We start from the raw sequence: 15,686 nt of genomic DNA on the forward strand, positions 1-15,686 counted from the left end.
GTGCTGGACGCCATGGGCGGCGACCGCGGGCCCGCCGCGACGGTGCCGGGCGCGCTGGCGGCGCGTCGCGAGCACGCGGTCCCCGTCCTGCTGGTGGGACGGGCCGACGAGATCGACGAGGAGCTGCGGCGGCACGGCGGCGGCGGCGAGCTGGAGGTGCAGCACGCCGACGACGTGATCCCCATGGCCGAGCGGGGCTCGAACGCCGCGTTCCAGTCGAAGTCCAGCCTGATGGTGGGCTGCGAGCTGGCGCGGCGCGAGGGGGCGGCGTTCGTGTCGGCCGGGTCCACCGGCGCGGTGGTGACCTGCGCGGTCCGGGCCTTCGGGCGGCGCGAGGGCGTGCTGCGCCCGGCGCTGGCCGTGGCGCTGCCCGCCATGTCGGGCTTCACCGTCCTGGTCGACGCGGGCGGCACCGCCGACCCGTCGGCGGAGATGGTGGCGCAGTTCGCGACGCTCGGCGCCGAGTACGCGCGGAGCGTCCTGGGCGTGGCCGATCCCTCGGTGGGGCTGCTGTCGATCGGCGCGGAGCCCGGCAAGGGCAACCGGCTCGTCCGGGACGCGGCGCTGCTGCTGCCGGAGACGCCGGTGCGCTTCCACGGCAACGTCGAGGGCCACGACGTGCTGGCCGGAACCGTCGACGTGGTCGCGACCGACGGGTTCACCGGGAACGTGGTGCTGAAGAACATCGAGGGCTGCGTCCGCACGACGCTGGGCCTCGTCGCCCGCGCCGGGACCGTCGACGCCGGTCCGCTGGAGGCGGTCGCGCGGCTGTACGCGGCCGACACCCACGGAGGCGCCGCGCTCCTCGGCCTGGCCGGGACGGTCGTCGTCGCGCACGGCTCGTCGAGCGCGGCGGCCGTCACCCGCGCCTGCGTGGTGGCCCGCGACCTGGCCGCGGAGGGTCAGTGAGCCACGGGCCCGGGGCCGTGGTCGGCGGGGCGCAGCGGGTCGCGGCCGTCCCAGGAGCCCTCGCTGCCGTAGGGAGCGAAGCGGGCGAACATCTCCTCGCTGTACCAGTCTTCGCGGCGGACGCGCCCGATGACGGCGCGGTGGGCGCTCCCCTGGTAGGCGTAGCGGTGGACGGCCGCCGCGTCCCGCCACAGCGAGAACGTCGCCTGCCGGGCGAGCGGCCACTCCCCGATCCCGACCGAGGCCAGGCAGCCGTCCTGGCCGCGCAGCAGGCGGTCGACGTCCGGCACGGAACGGTAGAACGCCACGAGCCGTCCCGGACGGATGGAAGCCCTGGTCAGCACGGCCACCGGGCCGTGCGGCGCGGGGTGGGCCGCCGCTCCGGCGAGCGGGTCGGCCCCTCCCCACCGGCCCCGGGACGCCAGCGGCGCGAGCCGCACATGCCAGGACTCCTCGGCCTCCTCCCGCCACCGCGCCCCGATCGGCGAGCGCGCGAGGAAGCGCTCCAGCGCCGGTTCGCCGTCCCACACCGCGAACAGGGCCCAGCGGCGCAGGTCGGCGCCGAGGCTCATGGACGGGCCCTTCCCCGTCCCGAGCAGCCGCCAGAACCGCAGCCCGCCGGTGCCGCGCAGCACCGGACGGTCGAACGCCATGTGCCGCATGGCGTCCGCTCCCGCGTACCTGGCGAGGTGGAACGAGGCGATGATCTGCGTGCTCATGAGGCAGGTCCGATGGTCATGAGGTGGTTCCGATGTTCATGAGGCGGTTCCGGTGTTCGCGGTGGTGATTCCCGTGGTCGTGTCGGTCGCCGGCGGCTACCTGCTCGGCTCGGTGCCGGTCGCGGTGCTCGTCGGCCGCGCCCACGGCCTCGACCCGCGCGAGGTCGGCGACCGCAACCCCGGCTTCTGGAACGTCATGGAGCAGCTCGGCCGGAAGGCCTCCGTGCCGGTCTTCGCCGGGGACATGCTGAAGGGGACGGCGGCCGGGCTGGTCGGCCTCCTGGTGAGCGGGGCCGAGACGGGCCGCTTCGGCTCGGTGGCCGGGACGAGCGTCCTGCCGGTGTACGCGGCGGTCGGCGCGGCGATGGCCGGCCACGCCTGGCCGCTGTTCGCCGGACGCCGGGGCGGCCGCTCGATCCTCACCTTCGCGGGCGGGTTCGCGGTGATCTGCCCGGCGGCGTTCGCGCTCGGCCTCGTCCTGCTCTTCGCGGGCAGCGCCGCCTTCTCGTTCGCGTGGGGCACCCGCCTCGCGGTGTTCTCGCTGCCGGTGCTGCAACTGTTCTTCGCGCCGGTCGGGCAGGTCGCCGGGACCGGGGCGCTGATGTGCCTCATCGGGCTGCGGTTCGGGCAGGCCGCGCTGGCGGGGCGGCGGGCCTGACCGCCGCCGGGCCGTAGTCCCGGCCGCGCCAGGTGCGCGTCGGCAGCAGCGCCGACCAGGTGAGCCGGACGGCCGTCGCCACGTCCAGGAACGGGGAGGCCGCCAGACCGGGGCTCGCACGCGCGTAGCTGCCGCGCAGTGCCGTCACCAGCAGGAGCCGCTGCGCCAGCAGGCCGAGGTCGAGCGGTGTGGGCCGTCCCGCCGCGAGCCGCAGGACGGGGAGCGCGGCGGTCAGCCAGACCACGGCCAGGTCGCCCGCCATGTGGGCCGCGGGGGTGACGTCCCGCATCGCGATGGACCGTCCCCAGGCGTGCCACACGTCCGCGGCGGAGCTGTGCATGTCCACCTCCAGCAGCGGGCCCGCGTCCACGAACGCGACCCGCCAGCCGTCGCGGGCGAGCAGCCGCCCGAGCGCGACGTCGTCGGTGAGATGGCGCCTGACCCGAGCGAACCCGTCGGCCTCCCGCATCCGCGCCCTGCGGAAGGCCATGCACTGGCCGGTGACGAGCAGCCGCTCCACGGACGTCCCCGGCCCGGTCGACCCGATGGGGCCGAACCGGTAGACGAGCGTGGCCAGCAGCGAGGCGTGCAGTGCCTGCTCCACCGCGTTGTCGCAGATGAAGCGAGGACCCGCGCTCACCAGGTCGTGGGCGTCCAGGAGCGCCGCCAGTGCCGCGCAGAGGCCCGCCTTGGGACGCATGTCGGCGTCCAGCAGGACGACGATCGGGCCGGTCGCGGCCCGCACGCCCTGGTGCAGGGCCCACTGCTTGCCGACCCACCCGTCCGGCAGCGGCGCGCCGGGGACGACGGTGGCGCCCAGCCTCTTGGCCAGCCGCGCGGTGCCGTCGCGGGACTCGTCGTCCACGACGATCACCTCGTCCACGGCCGGGTCGGCGAGCAGCGGTGCCAGGCACCCTTCGAGGCGGGACTCCTCGTCGCGGGCGGGGATCACCACCGACACCCGCTCCGGCGGCGGTCCGGCCGTACCCGGCCCCAGCGGCGCGCGACGGCGGCGTCCCCGGGCCAGCCGCGCCGCGACGACCGCGGCGGCGGCCGCCTGGAGGACGGTCAGCGGCCTCACCATGCCTGGCCTCGTCTTTCCAGGACTCATCGTGTTTCCGGCCTTTCGCGGGGCGCGGTGCCGCGGGCGCCGCCGAAGTCCCGGTTCACCAGGGAGGCGACGATCCGCCCGCCCATCGCGACGAGCGGGAGGCCGCCGCCCGGATGCGCCGACCCGCCCACCAGGTAGAGGCCGCGCCGCGGCCCGCGGTTGCCCGGCCTGCGGAACGGCGCGAAACGTCCCCGGTAGGCGGTGCCGTAGATGGCGCCGCCCCAGGCGCCGTACCGGTCGCGCAGGTCGGCGGGCGTGAACATGTCCACGAAGCGGAGCCGTCCCGAGAGGTCGTGCCCGCGCTTCGCCAGCCGCTCCAGCACCAGGTCCCGGTAGGACTCGCGGGACATCGGCCACCGGCCGGGATCGCGCGCCGGGACGTTCACCAGCATCACCCAGTTCTCCGCCCCGTACGGGGCCTGCGCCGGGTCGTCCACCGCCGAGCAGCCGACGTAGACGGTCGGGTCGTCCGGCGGCACGTTCCGGCGGAAGATGTCGTCGAATTCCTTCCGGTAGTCCGCCGAGAACACGACGGAATGGTGCGGCAGTCCCTCCGTCCGGCCGTCGACCCCCGCGAGCAGCAGGAACGCCGACGACGACAGGCCGAGCCCGGCGAGCCTGCGCAGCCGGCGCCGGTCGGGCAGCAGCCAGCCGTACAGCGCGGCGGCGTCGGCGTTGACGATCACGGCGTCGGCGCTCACCCGCTCTCCCGACGCCAGCACCACGCCCGAGACCGCCGAACGGCCGGCGGTCACCTCCGCCACCTCGGTGCCCGTGCGGACCTCGACGCCGGCGTCGGTCAGGAGCCGGGCGAGGGCGTCGGCGATCCGGGGGAGGCCGCCCGCCACGTACCAGCCGCCGTCCCCGTGCTCGATGGCCGGGACGCAGCCGAGGGCCGCCGGCGCCTGGTACGGGCTCGACCCCGCGTACGTGGCATACCGGCCGACGTACTGGCGCATCCGCGGGTCGTCGAAGAAGCGCCGCGCCAGGCCGTCCAGCGTCCGGCCCGGCGCGACCGAGAACAGGTCGCGGATCCGGGGCTTCTCGGGGGGACGGCCCAGGGGCCCGGCGAAGAAGTTCCGCTCCGAGGCGGCGTAGCACTTCTCCGCCCAGCCGTAGAAGGACCGCCAGGCCGCGCCCTGCCCGGGGCTCAGGCGGTCGACCTCCCGCTCCATCCGGTCGGGGCCGCGGAACGCGCGGAGGCGCGACCCGTCGGCGAAGTGGTAGCGGCACAGTTCGTCCAGCTCCACCAGCGGGACGTTCACGCCGAGTTCCCGGAACAGGCGCGGCATGGTCAGCAGGGACGGCCCGAGCGAGAAGGCGAACCCGTCCCGCTCGTACTCCGCCAGCTTCCCGCCGAGCCTGTCCAGCCGCTCGTACAGCCGGACCTCGTGGCCGCCGCGCGCCAGCCGCAGCGCGGCGGTCATCCCGCCGACCCCGCCGCCGACCACGATCACTTCCGCCATGCGCGCCTCCATGCCGGGACGGCGAACGCCCCCATCGCCACCCCGCCCGCCGCCGCGACCAGCGGGTCCCGCGGCTCGAACACCGCCGCGAACGCCAGCGTCTCCATGCCCGCCATCACCGAGTAGAGGGTGACGAGCCCCCGGGACGGGCCCTGTCCGCGAGCCGGGCCGGGTCCGCGTGCCGGAACGGCGGTGTCCTCCCGTCCCGCCATCAGGTCGATCGCCATCATGACCAGGAAGGACACCGCCAGCCATCCGGCGAAGTTGCTGAGCGGCACCCCTCGGTAGGGGCCGCCGTCCGCCCACGTCCACAGGCCGAGCCGGAGCATCTGCGGGTCCAGGAACAGGTCCCATGCCGTCAGCGCGGCGGCCCCCGCCGCCCACCGCGCGGCCCGGTTCTGCGGCGCGATCGCGGTCGCGACGGCGTGCGCGGCCAGCCCCATGCCGCCCCACGCCGCCGCCACGACGACCGGCACGCCGCCCGCCTGCGGCCGCAGCACGGAGGTGTAGGAGTACTCCCCGAACGGCAGGCCCGTGCGGATGCCGACCCATTCGGCCGCGTACCCGATGGCCACCGTCGCGGCGAAGGCCCCGGCCGCGCGCCCGGGGCCCCGCCGGTCGGCGAGGAACGCCACGGCGCTCGCCGCCAGCAGCACCACGACCACGCTGGTCAGCCGGATCGGCTCGGGTCTCAGCCCGGACGCGACCTGGGCGACCACCATCGCGGCCAGCAGCCCGGCGCCGAGCAGTCCGAGGGGTCGCGACGCCGGCGCGTCCCAGCCGAGCCGCGTTCTGCGCACAAAGCCCACACGACCCCTTCGTACCGAGGCGGCTCGGCGGATGCATCGATCGTCAGGACGCGGTCCGTCCGCGGGGCAGCAGCAGAGCCACCACGGCGATGAGCACGCCCAGACCGGCCGCCATGAGGAACACCCGGTCGTAACCGGCGGCGAGGGCGGCGGCGGTGGTCGGGGAGCCGGGCGCCGCCCGCGTCCGCGCGGCGGCGGCCGTCGCGAGCACCGCCAGGCCCACCGCCCCGCCCGCCTGCGCGGCGGTGTTGGCCAGTCCACCGACGACCCCCGCGTCGCCCTCGGGCGCCCCCGCGGTCGTCGCGGCCATGAGCGTGGGGAACGTCAGCCCGATGCCGACCGCGACGAGCAGCGTCGGCCCGAGCACCCCGGTGACGTAGCCGCTGCCGGCTCCGGCTTGGGAGAGCCAGCCGAACCCGGCGAGGAAGAAGCAGCAGCCCGCCGGCACCAGGAGGCGCGCGCCTGCTCGCGGCAGCAGTCCGGCGGCGAAGCGCGCGACCACCATGAACACCACGGCCGCGGGCGTCTGCCCGAGCCCGGCCCGGAGTGCGCCGTAGCCCAGGACGTTCTGCAGGAACAGCGACGTGAAGTACCACATCGCCACGGTGATCCCTCCGAAGAGCAGGAGCATGCCGCCGCCCACGGCCACCCCCCGGATCCTGAACAGCCGCAGCGGCATCAGCGGCCGGGCGGCGAAGCGCCCCTCCACCACGAGGAAGACGGCGAGCAGGAGCAGGCCCGCCAGGACCGGGCCGGCGACCCGCGCGGACGTCCAGCCGTGGCCGGTGCTCTGCATCACCCCGTAGATCAGCGCGGCCAGCCCCGCCGTCCCGGTGACGGCGCCGGGCAGGTCGAGCGGCTCCCGCCGGGCCGTCCGCGCGCCGGACAGCGATGCCAGCGCCACCATGATCAGCACCGCGCCGATCGGCACGTTGACCAGGAAGACCCACCGCCAGGACAGGCCGGTCGTGAGGGCTCCGCCCGCGACCGCGCCCGCCATCCCGCCCACGCCGCCCGCGGCGGACCACGCGCCGAACGCCCGCGCCCGCTCGCGGGCCCCGGTGAAGCCGGTGTTGATCACGGCCAGCGTCGCCGGGGCCAGTACGGCGGCCCCGACGCCCTGGACGGCGCGGGCCGCCACCAGGATCTGCGGTGCGGTGGCCAGGCCGCCGACCAGGCTGGCGGCCGAGAACAGGAGCAGTCCGGCGGCCAGCGTCCGGCGGTGGCCGAACAGGTCGGCGGCGCGTCCGCCCAGCAGCATGAACCCGGCGAACGTGAGCAGGTAGCCGTTCACCACCCAGGCCAGTCCCGCGGCGGTGAAGCCGAGGTCCCGGTCGACCGAGGGCAGGGCGACGTTGACGATGGACGCGTCCAGAATCACCATGAACTGGCACGCGCACACCAGCGCCAGCACCACCCGGCCGGGCCCGCTCCCCGCCCTCACGGCCCCGCGGGCCGAAACCTTCGCCGACAAATCGGACGACACAAGCGCCTCCTAGATCGAATGAATGCGGCGGGGCCCGGCGAGCGAGGCCGCCCGATGCCCGCACCGTCCCGGCGATGCCGGGGTGAAATCGCCTCTGACACGGCTCAGCGGCCGTTCACGTCAGGGCACGGGCTTCCTCGTCGGCGGCACGGGCGCCCGCCAGCAGGCGGATCGCGGTCCGGGCGAGGCGGCGGCCCTGGTAGCGGGCCGCGTCGAGGGAGGCGTCGTCGGGCCCGTCACCGGACGGGCCGGTCACCGCCGAGGTGCCGTAGGGGTTGCCTCCGGCCGCGTAGACGGCCGGGTCGGTGTAGCCGGGCGGGACGATCAGCGCGCCCCAGTGGTAGAAGACGTTGGCCAGCGAGATGATCGTGGCCTCGCCGCCGCCGTGGCGGTTGAAGGCCGCGGTGAACGCCGTCACCGGCTTGTCGGCCAGCACGCCGTCGCGCCACAGTCCGACGCTCTGGTCGAGGAACTGCTTGAGCTGCGCGGCGGGCGCTCCGAAGCGGGTCGGCGTGCCGAACGCGTACGCGTCGGCCCACGCCAGGTCCTCGACGGCGGCCTCCGGGACCGCGGCGGCGGCGTCCATGTGCCGCCGCCACCGCGGGTTCTCGTCGATCGCGGAATCGGCGGCCAGCTCGGCGACCCGCCGCAGCCTGACCTCGGCGCCGGCGGTGGCGGCGCCCTCGGCGACGGCCTCGGCGAGCGCGTGCACGGCGCCCGTCGAGCTGTAGTAGATGACGGCGACCTTCACGGACATGTCGGCTCCTCGGCCTCGCGCTAGGATTAGTTATGCGCATAATGTTATGCGCATAACTAATCCGTCAAGGAGGGGCCCGTGGACTTCGACCGAGCCGACGCGATCAACCAGGCCATCCGCCTGCTGAGCCTGCGCCACCGGGCCCGGGCCGCGGCGCTGCTGACCCCGCTCGGCCTGCACCCCGGCCAGGAGGCGCTGCTGCTCGAACTCGCGCGGACCGGCCCGCGGATCCAGGCCCAGCTCAGCGAGGCGCTCGGCTGCGAGCCGCCCAGCGTCACGCTCATGACCCGCAAGCTGGAAGCGTCCGGGCACGTCCGGCGCAGGCCCGCGCCCTCCGACAAGCGCGCCAGCATCGTGGAGCTCACCGACTCGGGCGCGGCCCTGGCGGAACGGGTCAAGGAGCTGTGGTGCGCCCTGGCGGAGGAGACCGTGGCCGGCCTGCCCGAGCAGACCGTGGCGGACCTGCCCGGCGTGCTCGGCACCCTGACCGCCAACGTCGACCCCCGGCGCGCGCGCCCGAGACCGGGCATGTGACGCCAGGCGCGGGCGTTCGGAGCGCGAACCCGGGGCGGTGAGCCCTCCGGCCCTCAGACCAGACCGCGGCGAGCGGCGTGGACGCCCGCCTGGAACCTGGTGCGGGCGTTGAGGGTGCGCAGGAGGCGGGCGACGTGCCGGCTGACCGTGCGCGCGCCCATTCCGGTGTGGCGGGCCACCGCCTCGTCCTTGAGCCCGGCGGCGAGGAGGGTGAGCAGATGCCGGTCGGCCTCGGACAACCGGGGCCGGACGCCGACCGAGCCCGACTCGTCGTCGAAACGCAGCGGCATCGCCTGTTCCCAGCAGGTGTCGAAAACGTCGATGAGAATGTCGAGCAGGGTCGACGGGCGGATGAGGGCGGTGATGCTGGGATCGTCGCCCCGCAGCGGCATCAGCGCCATTTCGTCGTCCACGATGACGAGTTTGGCGGGCGGATTCTCCAGGATGCGGGAGCGCTCACCGAAGCCGGAATCCTGGCGGGCCAGGTCCATGCGCGCGGGGATGGCGAGGGCCTCGGGCGTGTAAATGGCGCGGTACTCCACGCCTTCCGCGAGGCGCTCGCGCTCGATCTCGTTGGGGCTGACCGGGTCGACGGCATAGGGCGGCTTGTCGATGGCCTTCACCTGCCTGACCGCGGCGCGCTGCACCTGCTCGTAGCGCTGGATCACCGCGTCCAGCCCGTCGACGACCTCGACCAGCCTCTCCGGGTTCGACCGCTGCTCGGCGGCCAGCAGATCGCCGCTGATCCGCTTGGCCTCGATCCGCGCGCGGATGAACTCCGCCTCCCGCCTGCGGATGAGCGCCTCGACCACGGCGTCCGGAGGATGGGCGGAGTACGCGCGGTCCGCCGAGGCGTCCGCCCCCGCGGCGCCCTCCACGCTGATCATGCCGAGGGCCTCCATTTCCAGGAGGAGCGCCGCCAGGCGACCCGGCGGCGCCTCCGACACCCCCGCCAACTCGCTCAGTGTGCTGCCGGGGTTGTACAGCAGGACGAGGTAAAGGGTCTGCTGGGAGGCGGTGACACCGAGAGCCGCGAATGGATTCTCATCTTTTGCGGTCACGGGGAACATGATCCGGATTATGGAGCCGATGGAGTGTGACTTCCAAGCCGTTCACGGCGAACGGATCGGTGGCGTATTCCGACAGCGGCGATAACTCGCCAGAACGTGGGGGCGGAGAGCCTTTCTCGTCGCGCGCGAGGACATCTACGTTTGCCGCACCCCCCACCCCCGAGGAGAGACCATGTCTCACAGACGCGGCATGCGCGTCGCCGTGCTCGCGGCCGGCGCGCTGGGTCTGGCCGGCACGCAGGGCGTCGCGGTCGCCCAGCCGGACCCCGCCGGGCCCGCCCGTCCGGCCCCCTACTCCGCGGCGACGGCGGCGAACGTGCCGCAGGCCATGCTGAAGGCCATGCGGCGCGACCTCGGCCTCACCGCGGCTCAGGCGAAGCAGGCGCTGGTCAACCAGTTCGACTCCGGCGTCACCGCCGGGAAGCTGCGGCTGAGGCTCGGCGGCGCCTTCGCCGGCAGCTGGGTCAGCGGCAGGACCGCCGAGACGCTGCACGTCGCGACCACCGACCCGGCCCGGACGGCCGAGATCACCGCCCAGGGCGCGCGGGCGACCGTCGTCGGCCGCAGCCTGGCCGACCTCACCGCCGCGAAGGCGAGGCTCGACCGTGCCGCCGCGCGCAGCGCCCCGTCCCACTCCCCCGTCTGGTACGTGGACGTCCAGGCCAACCGCGTCGTGGTGCTGAGCTCCGCGCCCGCCGAGGCCCGCGCCTTCGCGAAGGCCGCCGGGGTCGACGCCGCCGAGGTCACCGTCAGGCGCTCGAAGATCAAGCCGCGCACCTACTACGACCTGCGAGGCGGCGACGCCTACTACATGAACGGCTCGGGACGCTGCTCGATCGGCTTCTCGGTCACCCGCGGGGGGACGCCCGGCTTCATCACCGCGGGCCACTGCGGCCGGCCGGGCACGTCCACCAGCGGGTACAACCAGGTCCAGCAGGGCAGCTTCCAGGGCTCCTCGTTCCCCGGCAACGACTACGCCTGGGTCGCGACGAACGGCAGCTGGTCGCCGGTCGCGCGCGTGAACGGCTACGGCTCCGTCCAGGACCCGACCGTCTCCGGTTCGACGGTGGCGCAGACGGGCTCCCCGGTGTGCCGCTCCGGTTCCACCACCGGCTGGCACTGCGGGACCGTCCAGCAGCTCAACACCAGCGTCACCTACCCGCAGGGCACCGTCTCCGGGGTCACCCAGACGAACGTGTGCGCCGAGCCCGGCGACTCGGGCGGCTCGTTCATCTCCGGCACCCAGGCGCAGGGGACGACGTCCGGCGGCTCCGGCGACTGCCGCAGCGGCGGGACGACGTTCTTCCAGCCGGTCAACGAGGGGCTCCAGGCCTACGGCCTGACGCTCTACACCGGCACGTCCAACCCGCCCGACGACCCGCCGGACGACCCGCCGAGCGGCAGCTGGGCGGCGGGGACCGTCTACCAGGTCGGCGACGTCGCGACCTACAACGGCTCCACTTACAAGTGCATCCAGTCGCACCAGGCGCAGCCCGGCTGGACGCCGGAGAACGTCCCGGCGCTCTGGCAGCGCGTCTGACGCACCCGGCCTTTCCCCCCAGCGTGACGCTGGGGGGAAAGGCCGGATTCATGTCAGCCGGCGGTGAAGACGTCGGTGGCGGCGCTCTTGCGGAGGTCTTCGAGGAGATCTATCTGCGCCTGGGCGCGGTCGTGCAGTTTCTCCAGCTCCGCCGCGTCCAGGTCCGGGGTCCGGTCGGCGAGGATGCGCAGCGTGCGCCATCCGGCGGCCTTGCCCTCGACGGCCAGGCGCAGGAACTCGTACTCCACCAGGTCGCTCAGCGGGGAACGCTCCCTGAGGCGGCCGTTGAACTTGAGCCGTCCCGCCTTCTCGGCCACGGACAGCGCGATGCTCTTGTAGTGGCGGACGGGGACGCCGAGCGACGCCATGACGGACAGCAGCGCTCCCCGGTCGGCGGCGATCTCGTCGGCCAGCCGCCGCAGCCGCTCCTCCTCGGGCCTGCCCCGGTGCGCCTGGGCGAGCGCGCGAGAGCGTCCCACCCCGGCCGCCGCGCCCGCGAGATGGTCGTTCAGGTAGATCGCCAGGAATGGTCCGGCCGTCTTCTCCATGCGGATCCTTCCCGCCGCCCGGGGGCGGCCCTGCGCGTGAGGTGAGGGTGGCTCCTCGGTCGATGCACCTCGCGGTACCCAGCGGGCGGACGGGTACTCCCCGCGCCGCCTCCGGTGCGGCCGGCGGTCCGCGGCGGCCGGATACCCGCGCGTCCGGAGTGGGCAAAAACCGGCCAATGCGCGCTTGTGCAGGTGAACGCCCGGGTACGGCCCGACCGACCAAGGGGGGAAAATGATCAAGACACTGCACAAGCGAGGCCTGAAGTCGCACCACATGTACACGGCCGGACTCGGGTCGATCGCCCTGGCGTTCGCCTCGTGGGCGCTCTCCAACCAGCTGGAGGAGAGGGGCATGGACCGCGCCGACCGCTGGGGCATCTTCGTCGGCGAATGGGCCCCGACCTTCTTCTGCATCGGCGTCGCCATGCGCCTGGAGGAGATGCGCGAGGAGAGCACGGAGGTCCCGATGCAGCGCGGTGAGATGGACGAGAGAGTCGGAGGCCGCGCCTCCCACGCGATGCGCTAGCACCCGCGCCCGCGCGGTGACCGGCGGCCGCAGGCCGTCGGCGCGGCCGGGCGTGGTCTAGATCCCGGGCCCTGCGGGGGCGGGCTCTGGGACGATGGACCGCATGATCGAACGCACCGGCCCGCCGCTGGCCGAGGAGGAGCTGCTTCCTCCGGCGGAATGGGGGCGCGGGCGGGGCGCCGCGCCCGGCGCCCGTGCGGCCTGGGCGTTCGCGGCGCTGGCCGTGGCGCTCGTGCTCGGCCGGGCGTGGGCGGCGCCGCGCATCGGTGCGCGGGCCCTGGACGCATGGGCAACGATCTTCGTGGCGGTGTGCGTCCAGGCGCTGCCGTTCCTGGTGTTCGGCGTCGCGCTGTCGGCCGCGATCACCGCGTTCGTACCGGCGTCGGTGTGGCGTCGGGTGCTGCCGCGCCGGCCGGGCGCGGCGGTGCCGGTCGCGGGCGCGATGGGGGCGGTCCTGCCGGGGTGCGAGTGCGCGTCGGTGCCGGTCGCGGGCGGGCTGATGGCACGCGGGGTGGCGCCCGCCGCCGCGCTCACGTTCCTGCTCGCCGCCCCGGCGATCAACCCGATCGTGCTGGTCGCCACCGCGGTCGCCTTCCCGGGACGTCCGGAGATGGTGGCGGGACGGTTCGCCGCCTCGCTGCTGGTCGCGGTGCTGGCCGGGTGGGCGTGGCTGCTGCTGGGCAGGCGCGAATGGCTCAAGGTGCCGTCGCGTCCCCACGCGCACGGGGCGGCCGGGCGCCTCGACGCGTTCCGGCAGGCCATGCGGCACGACATCATGCACGCCGGAGGGTTCCTGGTCGTGGGCGCCGCGGCGGCCGCGACCATCAACGCCGCGGTGCCCTCGTCCTGGGTCTCGTCGGCGGCGGGCGATGCCGTGGTGTCGGTCCTGCTCCTGGCGGTGCTGGCCGTCCTGATGTCCATCTGCTCGGAGGCCGACGCGTTCGTGGCGGCCAGCCTGTCGCAGTTCTCCACCACCGCGCGGCTGACGTTCCTGGTGGTCGGCCCGATGGTGGACCTGAAGCTGATCGCCCTGCAGGCGGGGTTCTTCGGCCGGAGTTTCGCGGTCCGGTTCGTCCCGCTGACGTTCTGCCTGGCGGTGGGCGTCAGCGCGCTGGTGGGAGGGCTGGTGTCATGAGCAGGTCCGCGCAGAACCTGCTGCTGGTCCTGCTCGGCGGCGCGATGCTGTGGATCACGCTGGGCAGCGGCGAGTACGTCAACTACGTGCGGCCCGGGTTCCGCTATCCGCTGGTGGCCGCGGCGATCGCGCTGGTCGTTCTGGGCGCCGCCGGCCTGCGCCGGGAATGGCGGGGCACCGGCGACGACGGGCACGGCGACGAGCACCACGGCGAGCACGGCGGCGGCCATGCGCACGGTCCGGGCGTGGCGTGGCTGCTCTGCGCGCCCGTGCTCGCGATCTTCGTGATCGCGCCGCCCGCGCTCGGCTCGTTCACCGCGGCGCGCGGCGCCGGTCGCGCGGCGCCGCCTCCGCCGTCCCCCGCCGAGGGCTTCGCCCCGCTGCCGAGGACGGGGACGCCCGTCCCGATGAGCATGGGCGAGTTCATCGGGCGCGCCTACCTGGCGCAGACGGGCGACCCCGCCTCGTTCGAGGGTGTCCCGGTGCGGCTGACGGGCTTCGTGACCCCGCCGGCGAAGGGCGAGCGCGGCTGGCGCCTCACCCGGCTGAAGGTCGCGTGCTGCGCGGGCGACGCCATCCCGTTCCCCGTCATCGTGCGGGGCCTGCCGCGGCCGCCCGCCGACACGTGGGTGCGGGTCGACGGGGTGTGGGAGCCGCCCGCGACCGGGCGGCGGGCGACCGTCGTCCAGACGCTGCGCGGGCGGTCCCTCCAGCGGATCGGCAGGCCCGGCGATCCCTACGAGTGACCGGGCCCGCCGTCCCGGTCAGACGGGTCCCGGAGTTGACGAGGTAGTTGTTCAGAACCCCTCCCGGATCCCGGCACGGCGGACGGCCCGCACCCGGGGTTCCCGGGTGCGGGCCGCCGTCAGGCCGTGGCCGACGGCAGGCTGGGTCTCGTCGGCAGGCCGTGTCCTGCGTGCGGGGTCGTTCAGCAGGTCAGGTTGCTCCCCGCGGGGACGCCGAGGATCTGGGTGAAGCGCTGGTAGGCGTTCACCCGGCTCTGCACCTGGGCCGGATTCCGGCCGTCGCATTCCAGGGCGCCGTTGATGCTGCGGATCGTCTCGCCGAAACCGCGGCCGTTGACCATGGCGCTGTGGCCGGTCATGGTGCCCGGGCCGTTCTGGGTCATCCAGTACCAGAGCCCGGTCCGCCACGAGACCGACGCGTCCCGCTCCACGAGCCACGGGTTGTTCAGCAGGTCGATGCCGAGGGCGTCGCCCGCCGCCTTGTAGTTGAAGTTCCAGCTCAGCTGGATGGGACCGCGACCGTAGTAGGCGGCCTGCCCCGCCGGGCACCCGTAGGACCGGCTCGCGTCGCAGTAGTGCGGGTAGTTCCCGGTGTTCTGCTCGACGATGTAGACCAGCCCGCCGGTCTCGTGGTTGACGTTGGCCAGGAAGGCGGCGGCCTCCTGCTTCTTCACCGTGTCGCTTCCGGTGTTGGCGAACGCGGGGAACGCCGCCATGGCCGCCGTCAGACCGCTGTAGCTGTAGAACGAGCTGCGGCTCGGGAACATCTGGTCGAACTGCGACTCGCTCACCACGAACCCGCCCTGGCCAGGCGGGTCGCCGGGGTCGGACGACCCGCCGCAGGTTCCCTGGTCGGCCCACACGTCGGCGCGGCCCGGGGTCTCGTTCTGCGTCCACCATTTCGCCGACCAGTTGTGCCCGTTGTAGGACACCGCGGCGCCGCCGGTGTAGACGGCGGTGGAGCTCCACGCCGCCGCGCAGTCCGCGGCGGAGGCCGGCGCCATCGGCAGGACGGCCGACAGCGTCCCCGCCGCGAGCAGGAGAGCGCCGGTCAGCCGGGCGCCCGCCGGCAGGGGGACGCGCCGCGCCTTGCGTTCCGGCGTCACTGGACGTTCACGTCGACGCAGGCGTAGAAGGCGTTCGCCGTGTCGGCGATGTTCCAGATCGCCAGCACCTTCTGCCGGCCGGTGACGCCGCCGAGGTTGACCGAGTGCGAGACGGTGGACGGGGGCTGCTGGTTGTTGCCGTCGACCACGGCGACGCGCCTGCCGCCGACGTAGTACTCGTAGTTCGACGTGCGGTGCCGGGCGGTGAACGTCCAGGTGAAGGTCACCGTCTGGCCGACCGTCGTGGCCCTCCAGCCCCTGCTGTCGTCGTCGAGCTCGGCGAACCGTGCGTTTCCGCCGCTGCAGCTGCGCAGGCCCTTCGGGCCCTCGACGCTCTGCGGCTCCCACTGGATGGAGCCGCACTGGACGATGCGCTGCGCGCACTGGGCCTGCCGGCTCATCGGCGCCGACACGTATCCGTGGGCCCAGGCCGAGGTCGCCGGGATCACCACGGCGACGAGGGGGGCGATTCCGACGCCCGCCGTGACGGCGGCGATCCTGCGCGAGCGCTTCGTGCGGGGGGTCTTCTTCGTGCGGGGGGTCGTTTCCATGCGGGGGTCCTCGCG

Annotated in this window: 17 protein-coding genes; 7 read left to right on the plus strand and 10 right to left on the minus strand. The window is 74.5% G+C overall.

What is annotated here, in order from left to right; translation table 11 throughout:
- Nucleotides 1–909, plus strand: a 909-nt coding sequence (locus tag AB0K37_RS16215; RefSeq protein ID WP_363980979.1) for a phosphate acyltransferase PlsX, incomplete at its 5' end; no start/stop codon positions are given.
- Here the strand turns inward: AB0K37_RS16215 and AB0K37_RS16220 are convergent.
- Nucleotides 903–1,628 carry a spheroidene monooxygenase gene (locus tag AB0K37_RS16220; protein WP_363980981.1) on the minus strand — a complete coding sequence of 242 codons (726 nt, stop codon included), beginning with the start codon at nucleotides 1,626–1,628 and terminating at the stop codon, nucleotides 903–905. The two genes, AB0K37_RS16215 and AB0K37_RS16220, sit on opposite strands and share 7 nt — an antisense overlap.
- A 52-nt stretch (nucleotides 1,629–1,680) precedes the next feature.
- Between AB0K37_RS16220 and AB0K37_RS16225 the strand changes: the two genes are divergently transcribed.
- Nucleotides 1,681–2,286, plus strand: a complete 606-nt coding sequence (locus tag AB0K37_RS16225) for a glycerol-3-phosphate acyltransferase (RefSeq protein ID WP_363980983.1) — start codon at nucleotides 1,681–1,683, stop codon at nucleotides 2,284–2,286.
- Here AB0K37_RS16225 and AB0K37_RS16230 read toward each other — a convergent pair.
- The 5 genes from AB0K37_RS16230 to wrbA all read right to left on the minus strand — a co-directional run bounded on the left by AB0K37_RS16230 (nucleotide 2,237) and on the right by wrbA (nucleotide 7,915).
- The gene (locus AB0K37_RS16230; RefSeq protein ID WP_363980986.1) at nucleotides 2,237–3,370 is read right to left on the minus strand and encodes a glycosyltransferase family 2 protein; all 1,134 of its coding nucleotides are present in this window, start codon (nucleotides 3,368–3,370) and stop codon (nucleotides 2,237–2,239) included. The genes AB0K37_RS16225 and AB0K37_RS16230 overlap by 50 nt on opposite strands.
- A 23-nt stretch (nucleotides 3,371–3,393) precedes the next feature.
- On the minus strand, nucleotides 3,394–4,863 hold the full coding sequence (gene crtI / locus AB0K37_RS16235; RefSeq protein WP_363980988.1) for a phytoene desaturase family protein: 1,470 nt from the start codon (nucleotides 4,861–4,863) through the stop codon (nucleotides 3,394–3,396).
- Nucleotides 4,851–5,663, minus strand: coding sequence for a carotenoid biosynthesis protein (locus tag AB0K37_RS16240; protein ID WP_363980991.1), 813 nt, complete (start codon nucleotides 5,661–5,663; stop codon nucleotides 4,851–4,853). Before AB0K37_RS16240 ends, crtI begins: the two co-directional genes overlap by 13 nt.
- Before the next feature lie 52 nt (nucleotides 5,664–5,715).
- Nucleotides 5,716–7,158 carry an MFS transporter gene (locus tag AB0K37_RS16245; RefSeq protein WP_363980994.1) on the minus strand — a complete coding sequence of 481 codons (1,443 nt, stop codon included), beginning with the start codon at nucleotides 7,156–7,158 and terminating at the stop codon, nucleotides 5,716–5,718.
- A gap of 115 nt (nucleotides 7,159–7,273) precedes the next feature.
- Nucleotides 7,274–7,915 carry an NAD(P)H:quinone oxidoreductase gene (gene wrbA, locus AB0K37_RS16250; protein WP_363980997.1) on the minus strand — a complete coding sequence of 214 codons (642 nt, stop codon included), beginning with the start codon at nucleotides 7,913–7,915 and terminating at the stop codon, nucleotides 7,274–7,276.
- Nucleotides 7,916–7,993: 78 nt separating this feature from the next.
- Here wrbA and AB0K37_RS16255 point away from each other — a divergent pair, with 78 nt between their 5' ends.
- Nucleotides 7,994–8,449: a MarR family winged helix-turn-helix transcriptional regulator gene (locus AB0K37_RS16255; protein ID WP_363981000.1), complete on the plus strand. Its 456-nt coding sequence runs from the start codon at nucleotides 7,994–7,996 to the stop codon at nucleotides 8,447–8,449.
- 53 nt (nucleotides 8,450–8,502) lie between these two features.
- On the opposite strand, the gene AB0K37_RS16260 is transcribed toward AB0K37_RS16255, so the two are convergent.
- Nucleotides 8,503–9,510 carry a helix-turn-helix transcriptional regulator gene (locus AB0K37_RS16260; RefSeq protein WP_363981003.1) on the minus strand — a complete coding sequence of 336 codons (1,008 nt, stop codon included), beginning with the start codon at nucleotides 9,508–9,510 and terminating at the stop codon, nucleotides 8,503–8,505.
- A 181-nt stretch (nucleotides 9,511–9,691) separates the two neighbouring features.
- Between AB0K37_RS16260 and AB0K37_RS16265 the strand changes: the two genes are divergently transcribed.
- Nucleotides 9,692–11,059, plus strand: coding sequence for a carbohydrate-binding protein (locus AB0K37_RS16265; protein ID WP_363981006.1), 1,368 nt, complete (start codon nucleotides 9,692–9,694; stop codon nucleotides 11,057–11,059).
- 53 nt (nucleotides 11,060–11,112) lie between these two features.
- On the opposite strand, the gene AB0K37_RS16270 is transcribed toward AB0K37_RS16265, so the two are convergent.
- Entirely contained in the window at nucleotides 11,113–11,607 is a 495-nt protein-coding gene (locus tag AB0K37_RS16270) for a hypothetical protein (protein ID WP_363981009.1), read from the minus strand.
- Between the two features lie 232 nt (nucleotides 11,608–11,839).
- Here AB0K37_RS16270 and AB0K37_RS16275 point away from each other — a divergent pair, with 232 nt between their 5' ends.
- The 3 genes from AB0K37_RS16275 (at nucleotide 11,840) to AB0K37_RS16285 (ending at nucleotide 14,014) form a co-directional block, all read left to right on the plus strand.
- Nucleotides 11,840–12,133, plus strand: a complete 294-nt coding sequence (locus AB0K37_RS16275; protein ID WP_363981012.1) for a hypothetical protein — start codon at nucleotides 11,840–11,842, stop codon at nucleotides 12,131–12,133.
- Nucleotides 12,134–12,227: 94 nt separating this feature from the next.
- Nucleotides 12,228–13,268: a permease gene (locus AB0K37_RS16280; protein ID WP_363981015.1), complete on the plus strand. Its 1,041-nt coding sequence runs from the start codon at nucleotides 12,228–12,230 to the stop codon at nucleotides 13,266–13,268.
- Nucleotides 13,265–14,014 (plus strand): TIGR03943 family protein, encoded by a 750-nt coding sequence (locus tag AB0K37_RS16285; protein ID WP_363981018.1) that lies wholly within the window; start codon nucleotides 13,265–13,267, stop codon nucleotides 14,012–14,014. The genes AB0K37_RS16280 and AB0K37_RS16285 overlap by 4 nt, the downstream gene beginning before the upstream one ends.
- Nucleotides 14,015–14,196: 182 nt before the next feature.
- On the opposite strand, the gene AB0K37_RS16290 is transcribed toward AB0K37_RS16285, so the two are convergent.
- On the minus strand, nucleotides 14,197–15,120 hold the full coding sequence (locus AB0K37_RS16290; RefSeq protein ID WP_363981021.1) for a glycoside hydrolase family 19 protein: 924 nt from the start codon (nucleotides 15,118–15,120) through the stop codon (nucleotides 14,197–14,199).
- A complete protein-coding gene (locus tag AB0K37_RS16295) occupies nucleotides 15,117–15,671 on the minus strand; it encodes a lytic polysaccharide monooxygenase auxiliary activity family 9 protein (protein WP_363981024.1) in 555 nt (184 codons plus the stop codon). Before AB0K37_RS16295 ends, AB0K37_RS16290 begins: the two co-directional genes overlap by 4 nt.
- Nucleotides 15,672–15,686 lie beyond the last annotated feature (15 nt).

Source organism: Actinomadura sp. NPDC049753 (assembly GCF_040674655.1).
In the GTDB taxonomy this organism is placed as follows: domain Bacteria; phylum Actinomycetota; class Actinomycetes; order Streptosporangiales; family Streptosporangiaceae; genus Spirillospora; species Spirillospora verrucosospora.